The organism is Delftia sp., from assembly GCF_059499305.1.
In genome coordinates this window covers 74,830-93,184 of record NZ_JCABYI010000009.1, presented here as the reverse complement: position 1 = coordinate 93,184, position 18,355 = coordinate 74,830, and the positions used below count along the sequence as shown (strand labels likewise).

20 protein-coding genes are annotated in these 18,355 nt (G+C 66.2%); 16 read left to right on the top strand and 4 right to left on the bottom strand.

Annotated features, from left to right (window positions below; translation table 11 throughout):
• Positions 1–99: 99 nt before the first annotated feature.
• The 4 genes from lon to tig all read right to left on the bottom strand — a co-directional run bounded on the left by lon (position 100) and on the right by tig (position 6,059).
• Positions 100–2,514 carry an endopeptidase La gene (lon, locus tag AC5I49_RS06540; RefSeq protein WP_016445089.1) on the bottom strand — a complete coding sequence of 805 codons (2,415 nt, stop codon included), beginning with the start codon at positions 2,512–2,514 and terminating at the stop codon, positions 100–102.
• A 120-nt stretch (positions 2,515–2,634) separates the two neighbouring features.
• A complete protein-coding gene (gene clpX / locus AC5I49_RS06535; protein ID WP_495789028.1) occupies positions 2,635–3,897 on the bottom strand; it encodes an ATP-dependent Clp protease ATP-binding subunit ClpX in 1,263 nt (420 codons plus the stop codon).
• 107 nt (positions 3,898–4,004) lie between these two features.
• Positions 4,005–4,613, bottom strand: coding sequence for an ATP-dependent Clp endopeptidase proteolytic subunit ClpP (gene clpP, locus AC5I49_RS06530; RefSeq protein WP_016445088.1), 609 nt, complete (start codon positions 4,611–4,613; stop codon positions 4,005–4,007).
• Positions 4,614–4,748: 135 nt separating this feature from the next.
• Positions 4,749–6,059, bottom strand: coding sequence for a trigger factor (gene tig, locus AC5I49_RS06525; RefSeq protein ID WP_016445087.1), 1,311 nt, complete (start codon positions 6,057–6,059; stop codon positions 4,749–4,751).
• A gap of 569 nt (positions 6,060–6,628) precedes the next feature.
• Between tig and AC5I49_RS06520 the strand changes: the two genes are divergently transcribed.
• From AC5I49_RS06520 to AC5I49_RS06445, 16 genes are all read left to right on the top strand, one after another.
• Complete coding sequence (locus tag AC5I49_RS06520; RefSeq protein WP_016445086.1) at positions 6,629–6,847, top strand: hypothetical protein; 219 nt, start codon at positions 6,629–6,631, stop codon at positions 6,845–6,847.
• 384 nt (positions 6,848–7,231) lie between these two features.
• Positions 7,232–7,435 (top strand): tail protein X, encoded by a 204-nt coding sequence (locus AC5I49_RS06515; RefSeq protein WP_016445085.1) that lies wholly within the window; start codon positions 7,232–7,234, stop codon positions 7,433–7,435.
• Between the two features lies 1 nt (position 7,436).
• Positions 7,437–7,703 carry a hypothetical protein gene (locus AC5I49_RS06510; protein WP_495789027.1) on the top strand — a complete coding sequence of 89 codons (267 nt, stop codon included), beginning with the start codon at positions 7,437–7,439 and terminating at the stop codon, positions 7,701–7,703.
• Positions 7,700–8,281 carry a glycoside hydrolase family protein gene (locus AC5I49_RS06505; protein WP_495789026.1) on the top strand — a complete coding sequence of 194 codons (582 nt, stop codon included), beginning with the start codon at positions 7,700–7,702 and terminating at the stop codon, positions 8,279–8,281. Before AC5I49_RS06510 ends, AC5I49_RS06505 begins: the two co-directional genes overlap by 4 nt.
• A complete protein-coding gene (locus AC5I49_RS06500) occupies positions 8,281–8,847 on the top strand; it encodes a DUF2514 family protein (protein WP_495789025.1) in 567 nt (188 codons plus the stop codon). Before AC5I49_RS06505 ends, AC5I49_RS06500 begins: the two co-directional genes overlap by 1 nt.
• On the top strand, positions 8,831–9,340 hold the full coding sequence (locus AC5I49_RS06495; RefSeq protein WP_495789024.1) for a phage tail protein: 510 nt from the start codon (positions 8,831–8,833) through the stop codon (positions 9,338–9,340). The genes AC5I49_RS06500 and AC5I49_RS06495 overlap by 17 nt, the downstream gene beginning before the upstream one ends.
• A gap of 50 nt (positions 9,341–9,390) precedes the next feature.
• On the top strand, positions 9,391–10,044 hold the full coding sequence (locus AC5I49_RS06490; protein WP_495789023.1) for a phage baseplate assembly protein V: 654 nt from the start codon (positions 9,391–9,393) through the stop codon (positions 10,042–10,044).
• The gene (locus AC5I49_RS06485; RefSeq protein WP_495789022.1) at positions 10,041–10,391 is read left to right on the top strand and encodes a GPW/gp25 family protein; all 351 of its coding nucleotides are present in this window, start codon (positions 10,041–10,043) and stop codon (positions 10,389–10,391) included. Before AC5I49_RS06490 ends, AC5I49_RS06485 begins: the two co-directional genes overlap by 4 nt.
• Before the next feature lie 8 nt (positions 10,392–10,399).
• Positions 10,400–11,245 carry a baseplate assembly protein gene (locus tag AC5I49_RS06480; RefSeq protein ID WP_235434621.1) on the top strand — a complete coding sequence of 282 codons (846 nt, stop codon included), beginning with the start codon at positions 10,400–10,402 and terminating at the stop codon, positions 11,243–11,245.
• Positions 11,242–12,222 (top strand): phage tail protein, encoded by a 981-nt coding sequence (locus tag AC5I49_RS06475; RefSeq protein WP_012204517.1) that lies wholly within the window; start codon positions 11,242–11,244, stop codon positions 12,220–12,222. The genes AC5I49_RS06480 and AC5I49_RS06475 overlap by 4 nt, the downstream gene beginning before the upstream one ends.
• Positions 12,223–12,224: 2 nt before the next feature.
• On the top strand, positions 12,225–12,710 hold the full coding sequence (locus AC5I49_RS06470) for a BW3TFN family phage tail fiber component (protein WP_012204516.1): 486 nt from the start codon (positions 12,225–12,227) through the stop codon (positions 12,708–12,710).
• A 10-nt stretch (positions 12,711–12,720) separates the two neighbouring features.
• On the top strand, positions 12,721–15,837 hold the full coding sequence (locus AC5I49_RS06465) for a DUF4815 domain-containing protein (RefSeq protein ID WP_495789021.1): 3,117 nt from the start codon (positions 12,721–12,723) through the stop codon (positions 15,835–15,837).
• Positions 15,834–16,373 (top strand): hypothetical protein, encoded by a 540-nt coding sequence (locus tag AC5I49_RS06460; RefSeq protein WP_016450715.1) that lies wholly within the window; start codon positions 15,834–15,836, stop codon positions 16,371–16,373. The genes AC5I49_RS06465 and AC5I49_RS06460 overlap by 4 nt, the downstream gene beginning before the upstream one ends.
• Before the next feature lie 34 nt (positions 16,374–16,407).
• Positions 16,408–17,049, top strand: a complete 642-nt coding sequence (locus AC5I49_RS06455; protein ID WP_495789020.1) for a hypothetical protein — start codon at positions 16,408–16,410, stop codon at positions 17,047–17,049.
• A 9-nt stretch (positions 17,050–17,058) separates the two neighbouring features.
• A complete protein-coding gene (locus AC5I49_RS06450; RefSeq protein WP_495789019.1) occupies positions 17,059–17,841 on the top strand; it encodes a hypothetical protein in 783 nt (260 codons plus the stop codon).
• A 4-nt stretch (positions 17,842–17,845) separates the two neighbouring features.
• Positions 17,846–18,271: a hypothetical protein gene (locus AC5I49_RS06445; RefSeq protein WP_016450712.1), complete on the top strand. Its 426-nt coding sequence runs from the start codon at positions 17,846–17,848 to the stop codon at positions 18,269–18,271.
• Positions 18,272–18,355 lie beyond the last annotated feature (84 nt).

Genomic DNA, 18,355 nt, shown 5'->3' with positions numbered 1-18,355 from the left:
CTATCGAAGCCTGACATTCTACAACGTCGTTTGCTGCGATGGGATGAATTGTAGCGTAGTTCTTGGAGGGTTCAGGAAAAACGCTACATTTTTTCATCTTCAGTGCTTGACTGCAGGCTCCACAGCCTTGGTTTCCGCCGGGGCCACGGCGGCGGCCTCCTCGTCGGACAGAGGCTCTGGCACGCGTTCCAGCGCCACCTTGAGGACCTGGTCGATCCACTTGACGGGGATGATTTCCAAGCCGCTCTTGACGTTGTCGGGGATCTCCTGGAGATCCTTGACGTTCTCTTCGGGGATCAGCACCGTCTTGATGCCGCCACGCAGGGCCGCCAGCAGCTTTTCCTTGAGGCCGCCGATGGCGGTGACCTCACCGCGCAGCGTGATTTCACCAGTCATGGCGACATCGGCACGCACCGGGATACCCGTCAGCGCAGAGACGAAGGCCGTCGTCATGGCCGCACCCGCGCTGGGGCCGTCCTTGGGGGTGGCGCCATCGGGCACGTGCACGTGGATGTCCTTCTTCTCGAAGGCCTCGTCCTTGATGCCCAGCATGCGCGAGCGGCTGCGCACCACGGTGCGCGCGGCTTCGACCGATTCCTTCATCACGTCGCCCAGCGAGCCGGTGCGCGAGATCACGCCCTTGCCGGGCATGATGGCGGCCTCGATGGTCAGCAGATCGCCGCCGACCTCGGTCCAGGCAAGACCCACGACCTGGCCGATCTGGTTGTTCAGTTCGGCACGGCCATAGGTGTACTTGCGAACACCCAGGTAGTCAGGCAGGTTGTCGGCAGTGACGACGACGGTGGGCTCCAGCTTCTTGAGCTGCAGGCCCTTGACGACCTTGCGGCAGATCTTGGACAGCTCGCGCTCCAGCGAACGCACGCCGGCCTCTCGCGTGTAGTAGCGCACGATGTCGCGGATGGCGGATTCCTCCACCCGCATCTCGCCTTCCTTCACACCGTTGTTGGTGATCTGCTTGGGCAGCAGGTAGCGGATGGCGATGTTGACCTTTTCGTCCTCGGTGTAACCCGACAGGCGGATCACTTCCATGCGGTCCAGCAGCGCGGGCGGGATATTCATGGAGTTGGAGGTCGCCACGAACATCACGTCGCTGAGGTCGAAGTCCACTTCGACGTAGTGATCGCCGAAGGTGTGGTTCTGCTCGGGGTCCAGCACTTCCAGCAGGGCGCTCGACGGATCGCCACGGAAGTCCATGCCGAGCTTGTCGATTTCGTCCAGGAGGAACAGCGGGTTGCGCGTGCCGACCTTGTCCAGGCTTTGCAGCACCTTGCCCGGCATGGCGCCGATGTAGGTGCGGCGGTGGCCGCGGATTTCCGCCTCGTCACGCATGCCGCCCAGCGCCATGCGGACGTACTTGCGGCCCGTGGCCTTGGCGATGGACTGACCCAGCGAGGTCTTGCCCACGCCCGGAGGACCGACCAGGCACAGGATGGGCGCCTTGACCTTGTCCACGCGCTGCTGCACGGCAAGATATTCAAGGATGCGGTCCTTGACCTTTTCAAGGCCGAAGTGGTCGGCATTGAGCACCTCCTCGGCATTGGCCAGGTCGTGCTTGATCTTGGTCTTCTTGCTCCAGGGCAGGCCCGTGAGCACATCGATGTAGTTGCGCACCACGGTGGCTTCGGCCGACATGGGCGACATGAGCTTGAGCTTCTTGAGCTCGGCCTCGGCCTTCTTGCGCGCCTCGGCAGGCATGCGAGCGAGCTTGATCTTCTTTTCGATCTCTTCGATGTCGGCGCCGTCCTCGCCCTCGCCCAGCTCCTTCTGGATGGCCTTGACCTGCTCGTTCAAATAGAAGTCGCGCTGGTTCTTTTCCATCTGGCGCTTGACGCGACCACGGATGCGCTTGTCGACATTGAGGATGTCGACCTCCCGGTCCAGCTGCTCGAACAGGTTTTCCAGGCGCTCCTTGATGTCCACCAGGTCGAGCACGGCCTGCTTGTTCTCGAGCTTGAGCGGCAGGTGCGCGGCGATGGTGTCGGCCAGGCGGCCGGCATCGTCGATGCTGGCGATGGAGGTGAGGATCTCGGGCGGGATCTTCTTGTTGAGCTTGACGTACTGGTCGAACTGCTGCGTCACGGCGCGGCGCAGGGCTTCGATCTCGCTGGGCTTGTGGGTTTCGGCCTCGGGCGCCACGGGCACGACGGAGCCCACGAAGTGGGTCTCTTCATCCATGACCTGCTTGACCAGCGCGCGCTGCTGGCCTTCGACCAGCACCTTGACCGTGCCGTCGGGAAGCTTGAGCATCTGCAAGATGGTGGAGACGCAGCCGACGTCGAACATGTCGGCCGCCGTGGGCTCGTCCTTGGAGGCGGTCTTCTGGGCCACCAGCATGATGCGGCGGTCGCCCTCCATGGCCAGCTCCAGCGCCTTGATGCTCTTGGCGCGGCCCACGAACAGCGGGATCACCATGTGGGGGAACACGACCACATCGCGCAGCGGCAGCAGCGCCAGGTCTAGGGGGGTGGAAGGCAAAGGGGTATGTCCTGACATGGGAATCCTCGGTTTGTCAGCGGAAGATGGTCCGCCCACCGGTGTATTTCAACCCCGCAGCCCGAAAGGATTTCGGGCCACAGGGACTTGCGCTGCCGGACCTTTGCAGGCAGCGGCGCATCAGGCTTTCTTGGCCGCCTCGCGGTAAACCAGCAGCGGTGCTTTTCCGTCTTCGATGGTGGACTCGTCCACCACCACCTTCTCGACATTGTCGGCATTGGGCAGTTCGTACATGGTGCCGATCAGCGATTGCTCCAGGATGGAGCGCAGGCCACGCGCACCCGTCTTGCGCGCCAGCGCCTTGCGGGCGATGGCCTTGAGCGCGGCGGGCCGGATCTCCAACTCCACGCCTTCCATGGCCAGCAGCTTGCTGTACTGCTTGACCAAGGCGTTCTTGGGCTCGGTCAGGATCTGCACCAGGGCGTCTTCACCCAGTTCGGCCAGGGCCGTGACCACGGGCATGCGGCCGACCAGCTCGGGGATGATGCCGAACTTGATCAGGTCTTCAGGCTCGATCTCCTGGAACACTTCCGAGATGGAGCGCTGCTTCTTGCTCTTGACCGTGGCGCCAAAGCCGATGCCCGACGCCTCGGTACGGTTCTCGATGACCTTCTCCAGGCCCGCGAACGCGCCACCGCAGATGAACAGGATGTTGGTCGTGTCGATCTGCAGGAAGTCCTGGTTCGGATGCTTGCGGCCACCTTGCGGGGGCACGCTGGCCATGGTGCCTTCGATGAGCTTGAGCAGGGCCTGCTGCACGCCCTCGCCCGACACGTCACGCGTGATGCTGGGGTTGTCGGACTTGCGCGAGATCTTGTCGATCTCGTCGATGTAGACGATGCCGCGCTGCGCACGCTCGACGTCGTATTCGCAGCTTTGCAGCAGCTTCTGGATGATGTTCTCGACGTCCTCGCCCACGTAGCCGGCCTCGGTCAGCGTGGTGGCATCGGCCATGACGAAGGGAACGTTGAGCATGCGCGCCAGCGTCTGCGCCAGCAGCGTCTTGCCGGAGCCCGTGGGACCGATGAGCAGGATGTTGCTCTTGGCCAGCTCAATCTCGTCCTTGCCGGCCTTGTCCTTGTGACGCAGGCGCTTGTAGTGGTTGTATACGGCGACAGCCAGCGTGCGCTTGGGCAGGTCCTGGCCGATCACGTAGTTGTCCAGGTTGGCCTTGATTTCGGCGGGCGTGGGCAGGTCGCCTCGGCCGTCCTTGGCCTCGGTGCTGGGCTGCTCGTCGCGGATGATCTCGTTGCAGAGATCGATGCACTCGTCGCAGATAAAGACTGACGGACCCGCGATCAGCTTCTTGACCTCATGCTGGCTCTTGCCGCAGAAGGTGCAATAAAGGTTTTTTCCGCTGGAGGAGCCTTTTTTCTCGGCCATGGGGTCGGTGCCTTGTTACAGAAATATGGAAAAGGATGATAACCAAATGGAAAGCGGCGTTTTCCGTAGGGGGAAAACGCCGCCCATTCTCATACAGCCTCCGGGCTTCAGGAGCGCTTGTTGATCACCTGATCGACCAGGCCGTAGTCCTTGGCTTCGTCGGCGGACAGGAAGTAGTCGCGCTCGGTGTCGTGCTGGATCTTTTCCAGCGGCTGGCCCGTGCGCTCGGCCAGGATCTTGTTCAGGCGCTCGCGGGTCTTGAGGATCTCGCGGGCGTGGATCTCGATCTCGGTGGCCTGGCCCTGCATGCCGCCCAGCGGCTGGTGGATCATGACCTGGGAATTGGGCAGCGCAAAGCGCTTGCCCTTGGTGCCAGCGGCCAGCAGGAAGGCACCCATGCTGGCTGCAATGCCGGTGCACAGCGTGGACACATCGGGCTTGATGAAGTTCATCGTGTCGAAGATGGCCAGGCCGGCGCTCACGGAGCCGCCGGGGCTGTTGATGTAGAACGAAATGTCCTTGTCGGGGTTTTCGCTTTCAAGGAACAGCAGCTGGGCCACGACGAGGTTGGCCGTCTGGTCATTGACAGGGCCCACCAGGAAGATCACCCGGTCCTTGAGCAGGCGCGAGTAGATGTCGTACGACCGCTCTCCGCGGCCGGACTGTTCGATGACCATTGGGATCATGCCCAAACCCTGAGTTTCCAATGCGCTCATGTTTTCTCCAGTACTAGGGGGCTACTTTAGCCGTATCCGGAAAGAAAATGGGGCTTGTGCGCCAAAGCACAAGCCCCGCAGATGCCAACCCGCCCGCCGATCTCACAAAGCGGCAGGCAGGCGGTGCTCAAACCCTCAGGCCTGGCCCATCAGTTCGTCGAAGGACACGGCCTTGTCGGAGACCTTGGCCTTGCCCAGCACGAACTCGGTCACGTTGTTTTCGATGACAACGGCTTCGACTTCAGCCAGGCGTTGGCGGTCGCCGAAGTACCAGCGTGCCACGTCTTCGGGCTTTTCGTAGCTGGCGGCCAGCTCTTCCACGTGGGCCTTGATCTGCTCGGGCGTGGCGTGCAGCTCGTTGGCGCGCACCAGCTCGGCCACCACCAGACCCAGGCGCACGCGGCGCTCGGCTTGGGGCAGGAACACGTCTTCAGGGATCTCGGCCTTGTCGGCGTCCTTGATGCCGCGCTGCTGCAGCTCGGCGCGAGCGCCTTCCAGCAGACGGGCGACTTCAGCCTGCACCGAGGCCTTGGGCAGTTCCAGCTCGGCCTTGGACACCAGCGCGTCCATCACGGCCTGCTTGTTGCGGCCCTGGACGCGGAACTTGACTTCACGCTCCAGGTTCTTCTTGATGTCGGCGCGCAGGCCTTCGACCGTGCCTTCAGCCACGCCCAGGGCCTTGGCAAAAGCCTCGTCCACTTCGGGCAGGTTGGCGGCCTCGATCTTCTTGACCGTCACCAGGAAGTCGGCGGTCTTGCCGGCCACGTCCTTGCCGTGGTAGTCGGCGGGGAAAGCCAGGGGGAAGGTCTTGGACTCGCCGGCCTTCATGCCGCGCACTGCGTCTTCGAATTCCTTGAGCATCTGGCCTTCGCCGACCAGGAACTGGAAGTCTTCGGCCTTGCCACCGGAGAAGGTCTCGCCGTCGATCTTGCCTTCGAAGTCCACGGTCACGCGGTCGCCGTCCACGGCCACATCGGCCTGGGCGCGCTGCGCGAAGGTGCGGCGCTGCTTGCGCAGGATGTCCACGGTCTTGTCGATGGCGGCGTCGTCCACTTCGGCCGTCAGCTTCTCGACTTCGGCCGAGGTCAGGTCACCGATCTTGACTTCAGGCATCACTTCGAAGATGGCTTCGAACTGGGCCTCGCCCTCGGGAGCGCCTTCCTTTTCGGAGATGCGGGGCTGGCCAGCCACGCGCAGCTTGGCTTCGTTGACGGCCTGTGCAAAAGCCTCGCCAACCTTGTCGTTGAGCACTTCGTACTGCACCGAGTAGCCATAACGCTGGGCCACCACGCTCATCGGCACCTTGCCGGGACGGAAGCCGTCCATCTTCACGGTGCGCGCCACTTGCTTGAGGCGGTTCTCGACTTCGCTCTGGATGGAGTTCAGGGGCAGGCTCAGCGTGATCTTGCGCTCGAGCTTTTCAAGGGTTTCAACAGTAACGGCCATGTTTGTTCCTATGAGGGATTGGACCGTGCCGGCTGCTGTACAGCCCGCACCGTATTGCGCAAAAGTCACGGTGCAACGCGAGCCAAAGCCAGTCGGCCGCGCGGCACCTCAGATTTCAAGGGCTTACATCACATGCGCCTGGCCGCTGGGGACCGCACATGGTTCGCTCAACCCGTGATGTAAGCGAAGCCGGACATTATAAACGAGGCGGTTTTAACCTCCGGACGCACCCACTTGCGGGGAATCCCCCAATCCGTTTGCAAACGGGCCGTCCCTACAGGAAGCGGGCTTGGGCAGTGTTCGCCGCAGTTGAGCGGCGTTGGTGCGTGGTGCGCGGGGGGCGGGTCGTCAACCATTCAAAAACAATCACTTGCCTTCACAGCGCGGGATTCGCGCGGGCCATTCAAAAGCCTCGAGGTGCACTCTGCACACGCCAGGTCGACATGTACACGACCTGATCAAAACCCCGCTTGCCGTCCTCAATCAGCAGATGAAACAGGGTCACTTCAAATTGAAACATCTGCCCATTCGACCTATACTGTATGTGCATACAGTAGAAAGAAGACGTGATGCAGCACCAGATTGAGACGGTCAGGGACGATGTGGAAAGCGCCAGCGAGCAAGTGGCCGCCATCTGCGAGCTGCTGGCTGCAGCCCGGGGCACGGCCGTGCACGCCTCGGCCATTACCGCATTGCTGCTGCCGGTGTCACGCAAGCTCAGCGCGGCGGCGGGCGACCTGTCCGACCATCTGCATCGCAGCCAGGCAATTGGCAGCAAGCGCAGCTAGCCCAGCCCACCTTCGCCTCGACAAGGCCCCGCCCTGCGGGGCCTTGTCGTTCCTGCACCGGATACGCCGATGGTGTGCCAGGTTTGCGCACAGGCTTCGGCGATTGCCCGGCTGGCGCCCCTGGGCAAACATGGCATTCATCCCCGGCCCGCGCGCCGGACCCGGCATACCGCCTGCCCGGTGCCCCCGCGATCCGGTGGCCTGAGGCGTTCCCGGCATCCGCAGCCACACGCATGGCAGGTGCCCCAGGAGCAGGTCCGCGCGGGCCGGCCCACGAGGAGCTTCAGTGAGTCTTGCCATTCCCTTTCCCGCGCCGGATCAGGCGATACCGCCACCGGCCCGTGCCGCTGCTCCCGCCGACCCTGCATACAGGGAGCGCGACTGATGCAGGCCATTGCCCGTGAATACGAAACGCTGGACGAGCTGTGCATGCGCCAGTTGGGCGCCACGCGCGGCGTGGTGGAAGCCACGCTGGAGCGCAACCCGGGCCTGTCGGCCCACGGGCCCCACCTGCCCGCCGGCCTGGCTGTCGAGCTGACCGAACCCGCCCAGGCGCCCAGCCTGCCCCTGATCAGTTTCTGGGATTGACATGGACCGAGAAACCATCGTCAAGACCGCCGCCCTGGAAGGCGCCAAGGCCGCGCCTCCCGTCACCGTCGTGGCCGCTAACGTGGCCAATGGCTGGACCATGACCCATACAGCGACCGCGCTGACCATCGTCTACGTGCTGCTGCAGGCCGCGTATCTGCTGTGGCGCTGGCGCAATGAACGCGAGGACCGGCGCGCGCGCCAGGCCAAGGACGCTGCGCGCAGGAAGGCGTCTTCGACCGCCACAGACACCGGAGCGGCGCCATGAGCACAGCGCGCATGCCAGCGGCAGGCCTGGGCATCGGCGCGGCCATCGTTGCTGCCTGGATTGCCGCAGAAGGCTTCAGCGCAGATCCGATCATCCCGGTTCGCGGCGATGTACCCACCATCGGCCACGGCGCCACGCGCTACGAGGACGGCACGCGCGTGACCCTGGCCGACCCGCCTATCACCCGCGAACGGGCGCGCGAGCTGGCCATCAACCTGCTGGAGCAGCAGTACGGCGCCTGTGTGCGCGATTCGCTGGGTGACACGCGGGTGCACCCGGCCGAGTTCGCCCAGGCGGTGGACTTCGCAGGCCAATACGGCTGCGGGGCCTGGCGCGGCTCCTCGATGCTGGCCAGGACACGGGCTGGCGACTACGCCGGCGCCTGCCAGTCCTACCTGTCCTGGCGATTCATGACCAGCAGCCAGCCTTTGCAGGGCTTCAGCGCCTATCGATGGGATGGCGCAGGCCGGCCCACGCGCTGGCGCTTTGACTGCTCTGCACCCGGCAACAAGGTATGCCGCGGCGTGTGGACACGCCAGCAGGCACGCCACGCGGCCTGCATGGAGGCCAAGCCTTGATGGACCGCCTGCAAACCCATGCCTGGCAGCTGCTGGCCCTGCTGCTGGCGGCACTGCTGGTCTGGCAGTCGCTGGCGCGGCTGGGTGCCGAGCGCGATGCGGCGCAGGCACGCACGGATCTGGCGACAGACCGCCAGGCCGCTGCCACCGCCGCGCTGCACGCATCCGAACGCTATCGACAACGGGAAGGAGCCTACCGTGAACGCCTCGACTTTCTTGCACGCGACACGGACCTGGCCCTGGCGCGCGCTGCGGCGGATGCCGATGCTGCCCGCGCTGCTGCTGGCCGGCTGCGCGGCGACCTCGCCAACTATCTCACCGCTCACCGTGCCGCCGCCCAGGCTCGCGCCGCTGCCGGACAGTGCGCGCCAGACACCGGCGCCCTCGATCTGCTCGCCGAGCTGCAGCGCCGCGCTGACGAGCGAGCGGGAGCGCTGGCGCGCATTGCTGACGACGCCCGCCACCGAGGCAGCGCCTGCGAGCGCGCCTACGACGCCGGGCTCGCGCTGACCAGCGCCCTGACCAGCACCATGACCCAGGACCCCCGCCATGCTCAAGCCCGCTAGCCTGCGCGACGCGCTCGTCGCTGCCCTGCCCCAGTTGCAACAGTCGCCGGGGAACATCCGTTTCACCATCCAGAGGGGCCGTGTGGTCAACACGGGCACGCCGTCCCTTTCCTGGGAATACCGCTACACGCTGAGCCTGGTGATTGCGGACTTCACCGGCAGCATCGATGCCGTGACCGTGCCGCTGCTGGTCTGGGCGCGGCGCCACCAGCCCGACCTGTTCGACCATGCCGAAAAGCGCGAGCAGGCGATCCGCTTCGACATTGCACCTCCTTCCACGGACCCTGCAGCCGCCTCGCAGCCGCTGCAGCTCGCCATCGAGATCGACCTGGTGGAGGCCGTGCTGGCGCGCCCGCGCGAGGGCAGCCCCGGCGCCTTCGACCTGATCTACAAGCCCGAGCCGCCGGGCCAGCTCGACATTGCGCAGCGCCAGTTGTGGGAGCTGTTCCTGTTCGGCGAGAAGGTGGCCGAGTGGAACTACGACCCGCGCTGAGGCGTGGCCCTGCTCCATGCCGGGCTGCATGTCGGGCTGCATGTGGCAGCGTGCGCCACGCCCGGCACACGGCGACACGCAAGGGCCTGGCCGGCACCATGAACGCCATGGATTCGCCCGTCGCACAAACCGAGAGCCCGTACGAGATCATCCGCCGCCTGGAGGGGCTGATCCGCACGGGCACCATCGCCGCAGTCCGCCATGCGCGCCCTGCGCGCTGCCGCGTCAAGACCGGCAACCTGACCACCAACTGGATTCCCTGGCTGGCCCTGCGCGCCGCAGGCGAGAACGCCAGCGTCTGGTGGCCGCCTGCCGTGGGCGAGCAGTGCGTGCTGCTGTCGCCCGGCGGCGACCTGCTGGGCGCCGTGGCGCTGACCGGCATCTACAGCAGTGCCGCAGCCCAGCCCAGCGACCGCGAAGGGGTGTGCCACACGCAGTGGAGCCCCACTGATTTCATGGAGCACGACAGCACCACGGGCCGTCTCAACATCAACGTGGCCCACGGCATCACGCTGCGCGTGGGCAACTCGGTGATCAGCATCGACGAGCAAGGCATCAGCCTGCAGGCCGGTGGCGGTTCGGCCACCGTCAATGCGCAAGGCCTGGCCGGCGCGCCCGATGTGACCACCGGCCCCATCAGCCTTTTGCGCCACCGCCACGGCGGCGTCAGGGCGGGCGACGCCGTCACGCAGGGGCCGCTATGAACCGCCATACAGGCCGCCGCATCGAGGGCATGGAGCATCTGCGCCAGAGCGTGGCCGACATCCTGTCCACGCCCATCGGCTCCCGCGTGATGCGCCGCGACTATGGATCGCTGGTCCCGGCGCTGCTGGACCAGCCCGACAACAACGCCACCCAGGCGCGCCTGCGCGCCGCCGTGGCCAGCGCGCTGATGCGCTGGGAGCCGCGCATCCGGCTGACGCGCATCGTGATCGAGCGCGATCCGGCCGCACCCGGGCGCGCCGACGTGACGCTGATCGGCACCTTCAACAACACGCGCCGCCCGGCACCGCTGAGCCTGCAGATGCCCATCGCCCGCACCCTTTCATGAAGCAAGACATGACCCCTGCACTGGACGCCCTGCCGCCGCCCGGCGTCGTCGAGACGCTGGATTTCGAGCGCATCCTCGACGCCCACCGCGCCGATCTGCTGGCGCGCCACCCCGAGGCCGCCGAGGTCCTGGCGCTGGAGAGCGAGCCGCTCAACAAGCTGCTGGAGGCGCACGCCTATCGCGAGCTGCTGTACCGGGCGCGCGTCAACGATGCCGCGCGCGCGCATTTGATTGCGTTCGCCCGGGGCTCGGACCTGGACCACAAGGGCGCCTTCTACGATGTGGCCCGACTGCCCGGGGAAAGCGACGAACGCTACCGCCAGCGCATCCTGCTGCGCGTGCGCGCGCTGGCCGGCAGCGGCACGGCAGAGCACTACGAGCACCTGGCCATGACGGCCAGCGCCAATGTGCACAGCGCCATCGCCACGCAGCCCCAGCCCGGCCGCGTGAGCGTGCAGCTGTGGCTGGTCGAGCCAGCACAGGCCGAAGAGACCCTGGCCATCGTGCTGTCGGCCCTCAATGCGCCAGGCGCGCGGCCGCTGGGCGTGCCCGTGTCGGTATCGCTGGCGCGCCCGCACCCCATCGACATCACGGCGCACCTGCTGCGCGAGCCCGGTGCGCCCGTGGACATCGTGGCGCGCCTGCAGGCCGGCCTGGCCGCCCAGATCGCCGCCTACGCGCTGCTGGGCCGCGATGTGCCGCGCTCGTGGATCACCACGCGCCTGCATGTGGACGGCATTGCCCGCGTCACCTACCCCGACGCCCAGGCCCCGGCCGAGCTCACGCCGCTGGCCGCCGACGAATACCCGGTGCTGGGCCGCGTGCAGCTGGTGGACGAGGGCCTACAGGCATGAGCACCGCCGCCATCGTCCCGACGGCGCCCCGCCGCCACGTGCTGCCGCCCAACGCCACGGCGCTGGAGAAGGCCGTGGACCAGGTCGTCCCGAATTGGGACGGCCTGGCAGGCGCCTTTCCCGCGCCGGCCCAGGGCGAGCCTGCGGCCTTTCTGCCCTGGCTGGCGGCCGAATGGGGCATTGCCCAGTTCGACCGCTACTTCGACGATGTGCCCGCCCTCATCGCCAACGGCCTGCCCTGGCTGCGCGAGCGCGGTACGGCCGCTTCCATGCAGCGCGCGCTGGGCTGGCTGGGCTATGACGGCGCGCAGCTCGACGAGGATGGTGCCTGGCTGCACCTGGACCTGGGCCGCATCATCGGCGACGCAGAGCTGGCCAGCGTGGCCCATGTGGTGCGCGCCAGCCTGCCGGCGCACGTGCGCTTTTACCGCGTCTTCCACGGCCACGACCTGCGCCCGCTGCGGCTGGACCACGGCCCGGGCCTGGACGCCGGCATGCTGGACAACGACAGCGGCACCTGGATCGATGTGTCGCCATATGGCGAACCCGTCAAGCTCAGCCAGGGCCTGCCCCGCCGCACCGGCACCGAGGCACCGCCTTCGGACGGCGTGCTCACGGCCCAGCTGTTCCGCGTCACCACCATCGCCACCTATGCCGACCGCATGCTGCTCGATGCCTGGACGTTGGACAGCGAGATCCTGATCGACGCCAGCCTGGGCATCACCGAAGTCAACGCCACCACCACGGGCGAGCCCGCCTACTACGCGCCGCTGCGGCCCATTCCCGCCCAGGCCATGGCCACCCACAGCGCCTGGACGGCGCCCGCACCGCTGGCCCTGGCCAGCCTGCACCCCTGGGCCAGCACCGAGCGCCCGCACGACAACACCCGTACCTGGACCGGACGCTGGGACAGCACGCCCTGGCGCCGATCCTTCGAAACCCGCACCACCACCACCGAAGAACCCGAGGAACCCTGAACATGGCAGTTCTGCAGCAAGCGGGCCGCATCGCCCTCGCCAAGGCCGTCGCCGCCCAGACCATTCACATCGCCTGGGGCCGCGGCCTGCCCGCCTGGGACGCCGCGCCCGAGCCCGAACCCATCACCGCCAACGCCCTGGTCGACGAAATCGGCCGCCGCCTGGTCACCGAGGTGCGCTTTGCGCGGCCCGACGACAACGGCGAGATCGAGCTGCCCAGCGGCGCGCGCTACAGCGTCAGCGACACCCCCACCACCTTCGTCTACCTGCGCGCGGCCTTCGGCTTCGACGACGCCAAGGGCGAGGACGTGCGCGAGATGGGCGTGTTCTTCGGCACCCAGGTCGCCACGGACGTGCCGCCCGGCCAGCGCTGGGTGCTGGCCAGCCAGCTGACCGGCAAGGGCGAGCTGTACACGCTGGAGCGCCGCCCCCGGATCCTGCGCAGCGGCAGCGTGCGCCAGGTCGAAGAAATCATCCTCCCCTTCTGAACGGCACCCCATGAGCCAGACCAAGATCTACGACCGCTTCGACGCCGGCAAGCGCTACGACAGGCTGCAGTTCGCGGCCGACCGCGTGCTGCAATCGGCCGAACTCAACGAGCTGCAGAGCATGCAGCAGCACCGCCTGCGCGGCATCACCGATGTGCTGTTCAAGGAGGGCGACATCGTCCGCGGCTGCCAGTGCATCACCTCCGCGGACACGGGCGCCACCACCATCGAGGCCGGCGCACTCTACGTGGCCGGCGCCGTGCGCGGCATCACGCCGGGCACGCTCACCGTGGCCACCGTGGGCACGGTCTACGTGGGCGCCTACCTGCAGACCGATACCGTCACCGAGCTGCAGGACCCCGAACTGCTCAACCCCGCCGCCGGCACGCGCGGCTATGGCGAGCCCGGTGCGCTGCGCGAGCGCGTCACCCTGGTCTGGGGCGCGCAGGGCGACGGCACGGCCGGCACCTTCTATCCCGTGTGGACCATCATCGACGGCTCGGTCATGCCCAAGGAGCCGCCGCCCAACATCGACGCCGTCACCCAGGCCCTGGCCCGCTATGACCGCGACAGCGCGGGCGGCACCTACGTGGTGCGCGGCCTGGACGTGATCATGGGCGAGGACCTGGCCACCGGCCAGCAGGTCTACACCGTGCGCGAGGGCGCCGCCCGCGTCAACGGCCATCCGCTGGAGCTGGGTGCCAGCCGCCGCCTGGTCTACGAGGCCAAGCCAGACCTGTTCTTCGTGGACAGCGAGCCCCACACCTCGGCCGGCACGGCCGCCCAGCGCATCCGCTTCGACCGCCAGCCCGCTGTCGGCACGCCCCAGGTGCGCGTGCAGGCGCGCAAGACCGTCACGCTCACGCATGGCGGCTTCACGGGCGCGGCCGACCCGCTGCCCGACAACGCCGTGCTGGCCGTGGACAGCGTGGTCCAGGCCGGCACCACCTACGTGCAGGGCACGGACTGGAAGCTGGTGGGCGGCCAGATCGACTGGAGCCCCTCGGGCGCCGAGCCCGTGCCCGGCAGCACCTACCAGGTCACCTACCAGTACATGCTCAACGCCACGCCCACGGCCGTGGACTCCACGGGCTTCACCGTGGAAGGCGCGCTCAAGGACACCCTGGTGCTGGTCAGCTACCACTACGCGCTGCGCCGCTACGACCGCCTGGTGCTCAACAGCGAAGGCCAGCTGCAATGGGTGCCCGGCGTGCCCGCCGCCTGGTCGCCCAAGGTGCCGGCCGCACCCAGCGGCACCCTGGCCCTGGCCTCGGTCTACCAAAGCTGGGACAGCAACCGCCGCGTGGACCAGGACGCCGTGCGCGTCGTGCCCATGCAGACCCTCAAGGCCTACCAGGACCACATCCAGACCATCTACGCCGACCTGGCCGAGCTGCGGCTGTCGGTGGACGTGTCGGGGCGGCACAGCGGGGTCAAGAAGGGGTTGTTTGCGGATCCGATGCTGGACAACGGCCTGCGCGATGCGGGACGTGCGCAGACCGGCCATATCCTGGGCGGGCATCTGCGCCTGCCGCTGAATGTGCAACTGCACCAGATCGGCACCGACATCACCACCCCCCAGACCACGCCCTACCAGGCCGTGCCCGTGCTCAGCCAGCTGGGCCGCACAACCACCATGCTGGTCAATCCCTACGGGGCCTTTGACCCACTGCCCAGTTCCATCAAACTCACCCCTGCCGTGGACTACTGGACCGAGGTGCAGACCACCTGGGCCAATCCCATCATCGAGAGCTTCTGGAGCGGCGAGTCCGAGCGCGTGCTCTCGGACACATCCAAGAACATCGAGTTCCTGCGCCAGATCGATGTGCAGTTCTGGATCGACTTCCCCGTGGGCGAAACGCTGACGGAAGTGAGCTTCGATGGCATCGCCGTCACGCCCGAGCCTTTGGCCGGCGGCACGCTGGTGGCCACGGCACAAGGTCTGAAAGGCAAGTTCAAAATCCCGGCTCGCGTGCCTGCAGGCACCAAGGCCGTGCGCTTCACAGGCCGAGGCGGCAGCCATGCAGAAACCATCTTCACCGGTCAAGGCACGCTGCGCAGCCGTACGCTGGCCTCCGTTGTGGTCGTCGTCATATGGCCCACCGGCTGGGATCCGCTGGCCCAGACCTTCACGCTGAGCACCACGCGCGAAGTCTGCGGAACACGCCTGTGGTTCACGACTCCGGGCAAAGAGGACGTGCAGGTGCAGCTGCGCGAAGTCACTGGCGGCGTGCCCTCGCGCGGCGTTATTGCCGAATGCGTGCTCAAGCCTGAGCAGATCCGCGCCGACATCGCCGCAGGCAAGCCCACTCTTGCTCAGTGGGCGCCCCAGCTGCTGGAAGCCGGCGTCGAATACGCCATCGTCATCCTCACCAACGACATGACCACCGCCGTGGCCGTGGCCGAACTCGGTGGCTGGGACCAGGCCCGCGCGCAATGGGTCACCAGCCAGCCCTACAGCGTGGGCGTGCTGCTGTCCAGCAGCAACGCCAGTACCTGGACGCCACACCAGACGCGCGATCTCGCCTTCGAACTGCTGGCGGCTGAACACACGGCCAACACCCGCACCATCGAACTGGGCAGCTTTGCCGTTCAGGACGCCACTGACCTCATGGTGCAGGCCGGGGCCATGCTGCCTGCCGCAGACTCTCAAGTGGTCTTTGCCATGCAGTTGGAGGATGGAACAACGTTGGAAGCTGCAGCCGGCCAGCCCGTGCAACTGGCCAGCCGGTACAACGGAGAAGTGGCCGTGCGCGCCAAGCTCTCGGGCAACACCCAACTGGCAGCCCATCTGCTGCCCGGCATGCAACTGGCCGCAGCCAGCCTGCAAAACACCGGCGACTACATCAGCCCCACCATCAACGCCGGCAGCAACACCACGCTCAGCGTCGTGGCCGAGGCCCTGCTGCCCGCCGGCAGCTCCCTGGCCGTGCAGATGCAGGCCGAGGGCAGCAGCACCTGGGTGAACGTCCCCTACCTGAGCACCAGCCCGCAGACGGCAGGCGTGCTGGAGATCACCTACCGCCTGGCCGGCATCAACTCCGAGCGCCTGCGCGTCCGCCTGGTGCTCACTGGCAGCCATAGCGCCCGTCCCCAGGTCACCAACCTGCGAGCCATCGTGATATGACATTGCACGACGACAAGACAGCGCAGGGCTGGCCCTTGCCCCATCCCGACAACCGGCTCGAGGACGACGTGCTGCGGCTGCGCCAGGCGGTGCAGGACGTGGACCAGGCGCTGACCGCAGCGCGCCAGCTCATCGGGACCAAGGCCAGTTCCCAGGGCGTGCAGGACGCAATGGACGTGGTGGCTCACCGCATAGAGCAGCTGGAGACCGCTGCCCAGGCATTGAGCACCAGCAAGGTAGCCAGCGTCAACGGCGTGGCCGGCGTCAACGTCAAGCTCAACCCGGAGCACATCGCGCTGGGCCCGGCCAACGGCGCCACCAGCGAAAGCTTCGGCTACGACGCCCAAGGCCGCATCAGCAGCATCACGCGCAGCGTCAACGGCTTCAGCGCCACCACAGCCGTCAGCTACGACGGCGCCGGCCGCGTCTCCCAGCAGCAGACCAGCTACCGCGGGCGCGTGCGCACGGAAACCTATGCCTATGACGCCGCCACGGGGCGGGTGTCGGGGGTGAATGCCACGGAGGTGCAGGGATGAACCGCGCCCACTCCACCATGAATCGACCAAAGTCATGACAGTCCACAACGACAAAACTCCCCAGGGCTGGCCGCTACCTCACCCGGAGAATCGGCTGGAAGAAGATGTTCTTCGCCTGCGCAGCGCGCTCAATGCCATCGATGGCGCCGTCCAGTACCTGGACCAGGCCCTGACCTCTCAGGCACAGACCTCAGCACTGGATCTTGCGGCTGTGCAGCAGACCCTGACCCAGTCCCTGAGTGCTGGCCTGCAAAGCACAGGCCAGCAAATCACTGCGCTGCAGAACGCGATTGCGACCAAGGCTGTCGATCTGCAAGCTGTCGCCAAAGCCAGCAACACTGCGCAGGCTGTAGCTGGAGATGTCGCGCTTCGACGTATGCGCCAGGGACATTCCAACAGTCTGACCAATGACACACCGTTCGAGGCCGGGGTCGAGTACTCGCTGTACACGGATACGGCCTACAGCCGCCCTCTGCCGTTTGCACCGGCTATCGGCGATGCCATTACTCTCACCGATCCGTGGGGATTCTGGAAGCGCGGAGTTTTCACCCTCAGACGAGGCAATCCTGCACACCTCATCAATGGACGTGCAGAAGATGTTGTCTTCAATGTCGAAGCCTGGCGCGTCACGCTGACATATGCCTGGCACAACAACTGGTCACTCTCTATCGGATAAGGAGCCAACATGGCAAGACTGAGTGAATTCGAGGGCGGCAGGCTGCTGCCTGTGCGATCCCAGCTGGTACTGTCTTCAACCAGCATCACGGTTGTCGATGAAGGCTGGGCCATTGTGGCTGGCATGGGTGGAGGCGCTGGCGGCAACAGATCCTATGGACCTGGCAATTCGGCTCCTTGGGGGGTGAAAGCCTTTTCAGTGGCTGCAGGCGATGTGATCGGCTTCGTGATCGGAGCAGGAGGTCAAGCAAGGACGACCGAGAATATCCCTTCGGCTCCAGGTGGCAACACGCTCATCACTGTCAACGGCAACGTCCTCATGACATGTCAGGGCGGCGATGCAGGGCCTAACACGGCACAAGGCGTCAGCCCTGTCACTGCAGAAATCATGGGTGCCGACTACTGGACCAAGGGTAGGCAACCACAGGGCAATCTTTCCTACGGAAATCTTGCGGGCGCAGCAGTGGATGTGGGAAATGGAACATCAGGCAACGGCTCGACAGGCGATCATGCGGTTGACCTGTACGGAACACTGGTGGGCGTGCCTATCGGCTCCTATTTCTGGCCCTTTGACATCAGTTTTCACGGAGGCCAACCAGGTGCCCCAGGCGTCGGCTCGAGCGTCGGCTCGTCCCCACCAGCGGGCCTCTTCGGCGGCGGAAGTGGGCATTCAGATGGATCAACGCACACCCTGCCCGGTCGCGGGGCCTCAGCAGGCCGCACCGGCTACAACATCATGCCCAGGAATGGCGGCGCCGGCCTCGCCCACCTGCGCCTGTTCAAGCGAGTCTGACGCCATGGCAATTATTGAAATCATCGACGGCGAAGGTTCAGTCGCCAACACGATCATGGCTGATGAGGCCTTCGCTCAACAGCACTATCCAAATGCCTGGCGGGTGGCATCCATCCAGGATGCCCCGGCACCACTCCCGCAAGCCGTGCGCCACATCACCTCCCAGGCTCTACGCTGGCGCCTGACGGTTTCGGAGCGCGCCGCCATCGAATGGGCCGCCGTAGACCGCGCCGATGCAACTGAGGTTCAGCGCAAAAACGCAGCCACGCTCCGGTCCATGCTCAAGGATCAGGACCAGGCTCAGTTCGTCGACCTGGACGACAGCGGTGTGGCCAGCTACCTGCTGTTGATCGAGGACCTTCAACTGATCGCACCAGGCCGCGCAAGCGAGATCCTCGGAGCCCCCGTCCAGCCCGGCGAACGCGCCTGACATCTCCACCTGCAAAAGCCCCGGCGCCCGTTGAGCGGCCGGGGCTTTTCCGTTTCTGGTCTGTACCCCGAACCAGCGCCAAAC

What these genes read in the sequence shown, in the direction of transcription:
- AC5I49_RS06445 (WP_016450712.1), top strand. Translation starts at nt 17,846, where the DNA reads ATGGCAATTATTGAAATCATCGACGGCGAAGGTTCAGTCGCCAACACG.
- AC5I49_RS06465 (WP_495789021.1), top strand. Translation starts at nt 12,721, where the DNA reads ATGAGCCAGACCAAGATCTACGACCGCTTCGACGCCGGCAAGCGCTAC.
- AC5I49_RS06470 (WP_012204516.1), top strand. Translation starts at nt 12,225, where the DNA reads ATGGCAGTTCTGCAGCAAGCGGGCCGCATCGCCCTCGCCAAGGCCGTC.
- AC5I49_RS06505 (WP_495789026.1), top strand. Translation starts at nt 7,700, where the DNA reads ATGAGCACAGCGCGCATGCCAGCGGCAGGCCTGGGCATCGGCGCGGCC.
- lon (WP_016445089.1), bottom strand. Translation starts at nt 2,514, where the DNA reads ATGTCAGGACATACCCCTTTGCCTTCCACCCCCCTAGACCTGGCGCTG.
- AC5I49_RS06495 (WP_495789024.1), top strand. Translation starts at nt 8,831, where the DNA reads ATGCTCAAGCCCGCTAGCCTGCGCGACGCGCTCGTCGCTGCCCTGCCC.
- AC5I49_RS06500 (WP_495789025.1), top strand. Translation starts at nt 8,281, where the DNA reads ATGGACCGCCTGCAAACCCATGCCTGGCAGCTGCTGGCCCTGCTGCTG.
- AC5I49_RS06510 (WP_495789027.1), top strand. Translation starts at nt 7,437, where the DNA reads ATGGACCGAGAAACCATCGTCAAGACCGCCGCCCTGGAAGGCGCCAAG.
- clpP (WP_016445088.1), bottom strand. Translation starts at nt 4,613, where the DNA reads ATGAGCGCATTGGAAACTCAGGGTTTGGGCATGATCCCAATGGTCATC.
- clpX (WP_495789028.1), bottom strand. Translation starts at nt 3,897, where the DNA reads ATGGCCGAGAAAAAAGGCTCCTCCAGCGGAAAAAACCTTTATTGCACC.
- AC5I49_RS06485 (WP_495789022.1), top strand. Translation starts at nt 10,041, where the DNA reads ATGAACCGCCATACAGGCCGCCGCATCGAGGGCATGGAGCATCTGCGC.
- AC5I49_RS06460 (WP_016450715.1), top strand. Translation starts at nt 15,834, where the DNA reads ATGACATTGCACGACGACAAGACAGCGCAGGGCTGGCCCTTGCCCCAT.
- AC5I49_RS06520 (WP_016445086.1), top strand. Translation starts at nt 6,629, where the DNA reads ATGCAGCACCAGATTGAGACGGTCAGGGACGATGTGGAAAGCGCCAGC.
- AC5I49_RS06515 (WP_016445085.1), top strand. Translation starts at nt 7,232, where the DNA reads ATGCAGGCCATTGCCCGTGAATACGAAACGCTGGACGAGCTGTGCATG.
- AC5I49_RS06450 (WP_495789019.1), top strand. Translation starts at nt 17,059, where the DNA reads ATGGCAAGACTGAGTGAATTCGAGGGCGGCAGGCTGCTGCCTGTGCGA.
- AC5I49_RS06455 (WP_495789020.1), top strand. Translation starts at nt 16,408, where the DNA reads ATGACAGTCCACAACGACAAAACTCCCCAGGGCTGGCCGCTACCTCAC.
- AC5I49_RS06480 (WP_235434621.1), top strand. Translation starts at nt 10,400, where the DNA reads ATGACCCCTGCACTGGACGCCCTGCCGCCGCCCGGCGTCGTCGAGACG.
- AC5I49_RS06475 (WP_012204517.1), top strand. Translation starts at nt 11,242, where the DNA reads ATGAGCACCGCCGCCATCGTCCCGACGGCGCCCCGCCGCCACGTGCTG.
- tig (WP_016445087.1), bottom strand. Translation starts at nt 6,059, where the DNA reads ATGGCCGTTACTGTTGAAACCCTTGAAAAGCTCGAGCGCAAGATCACG.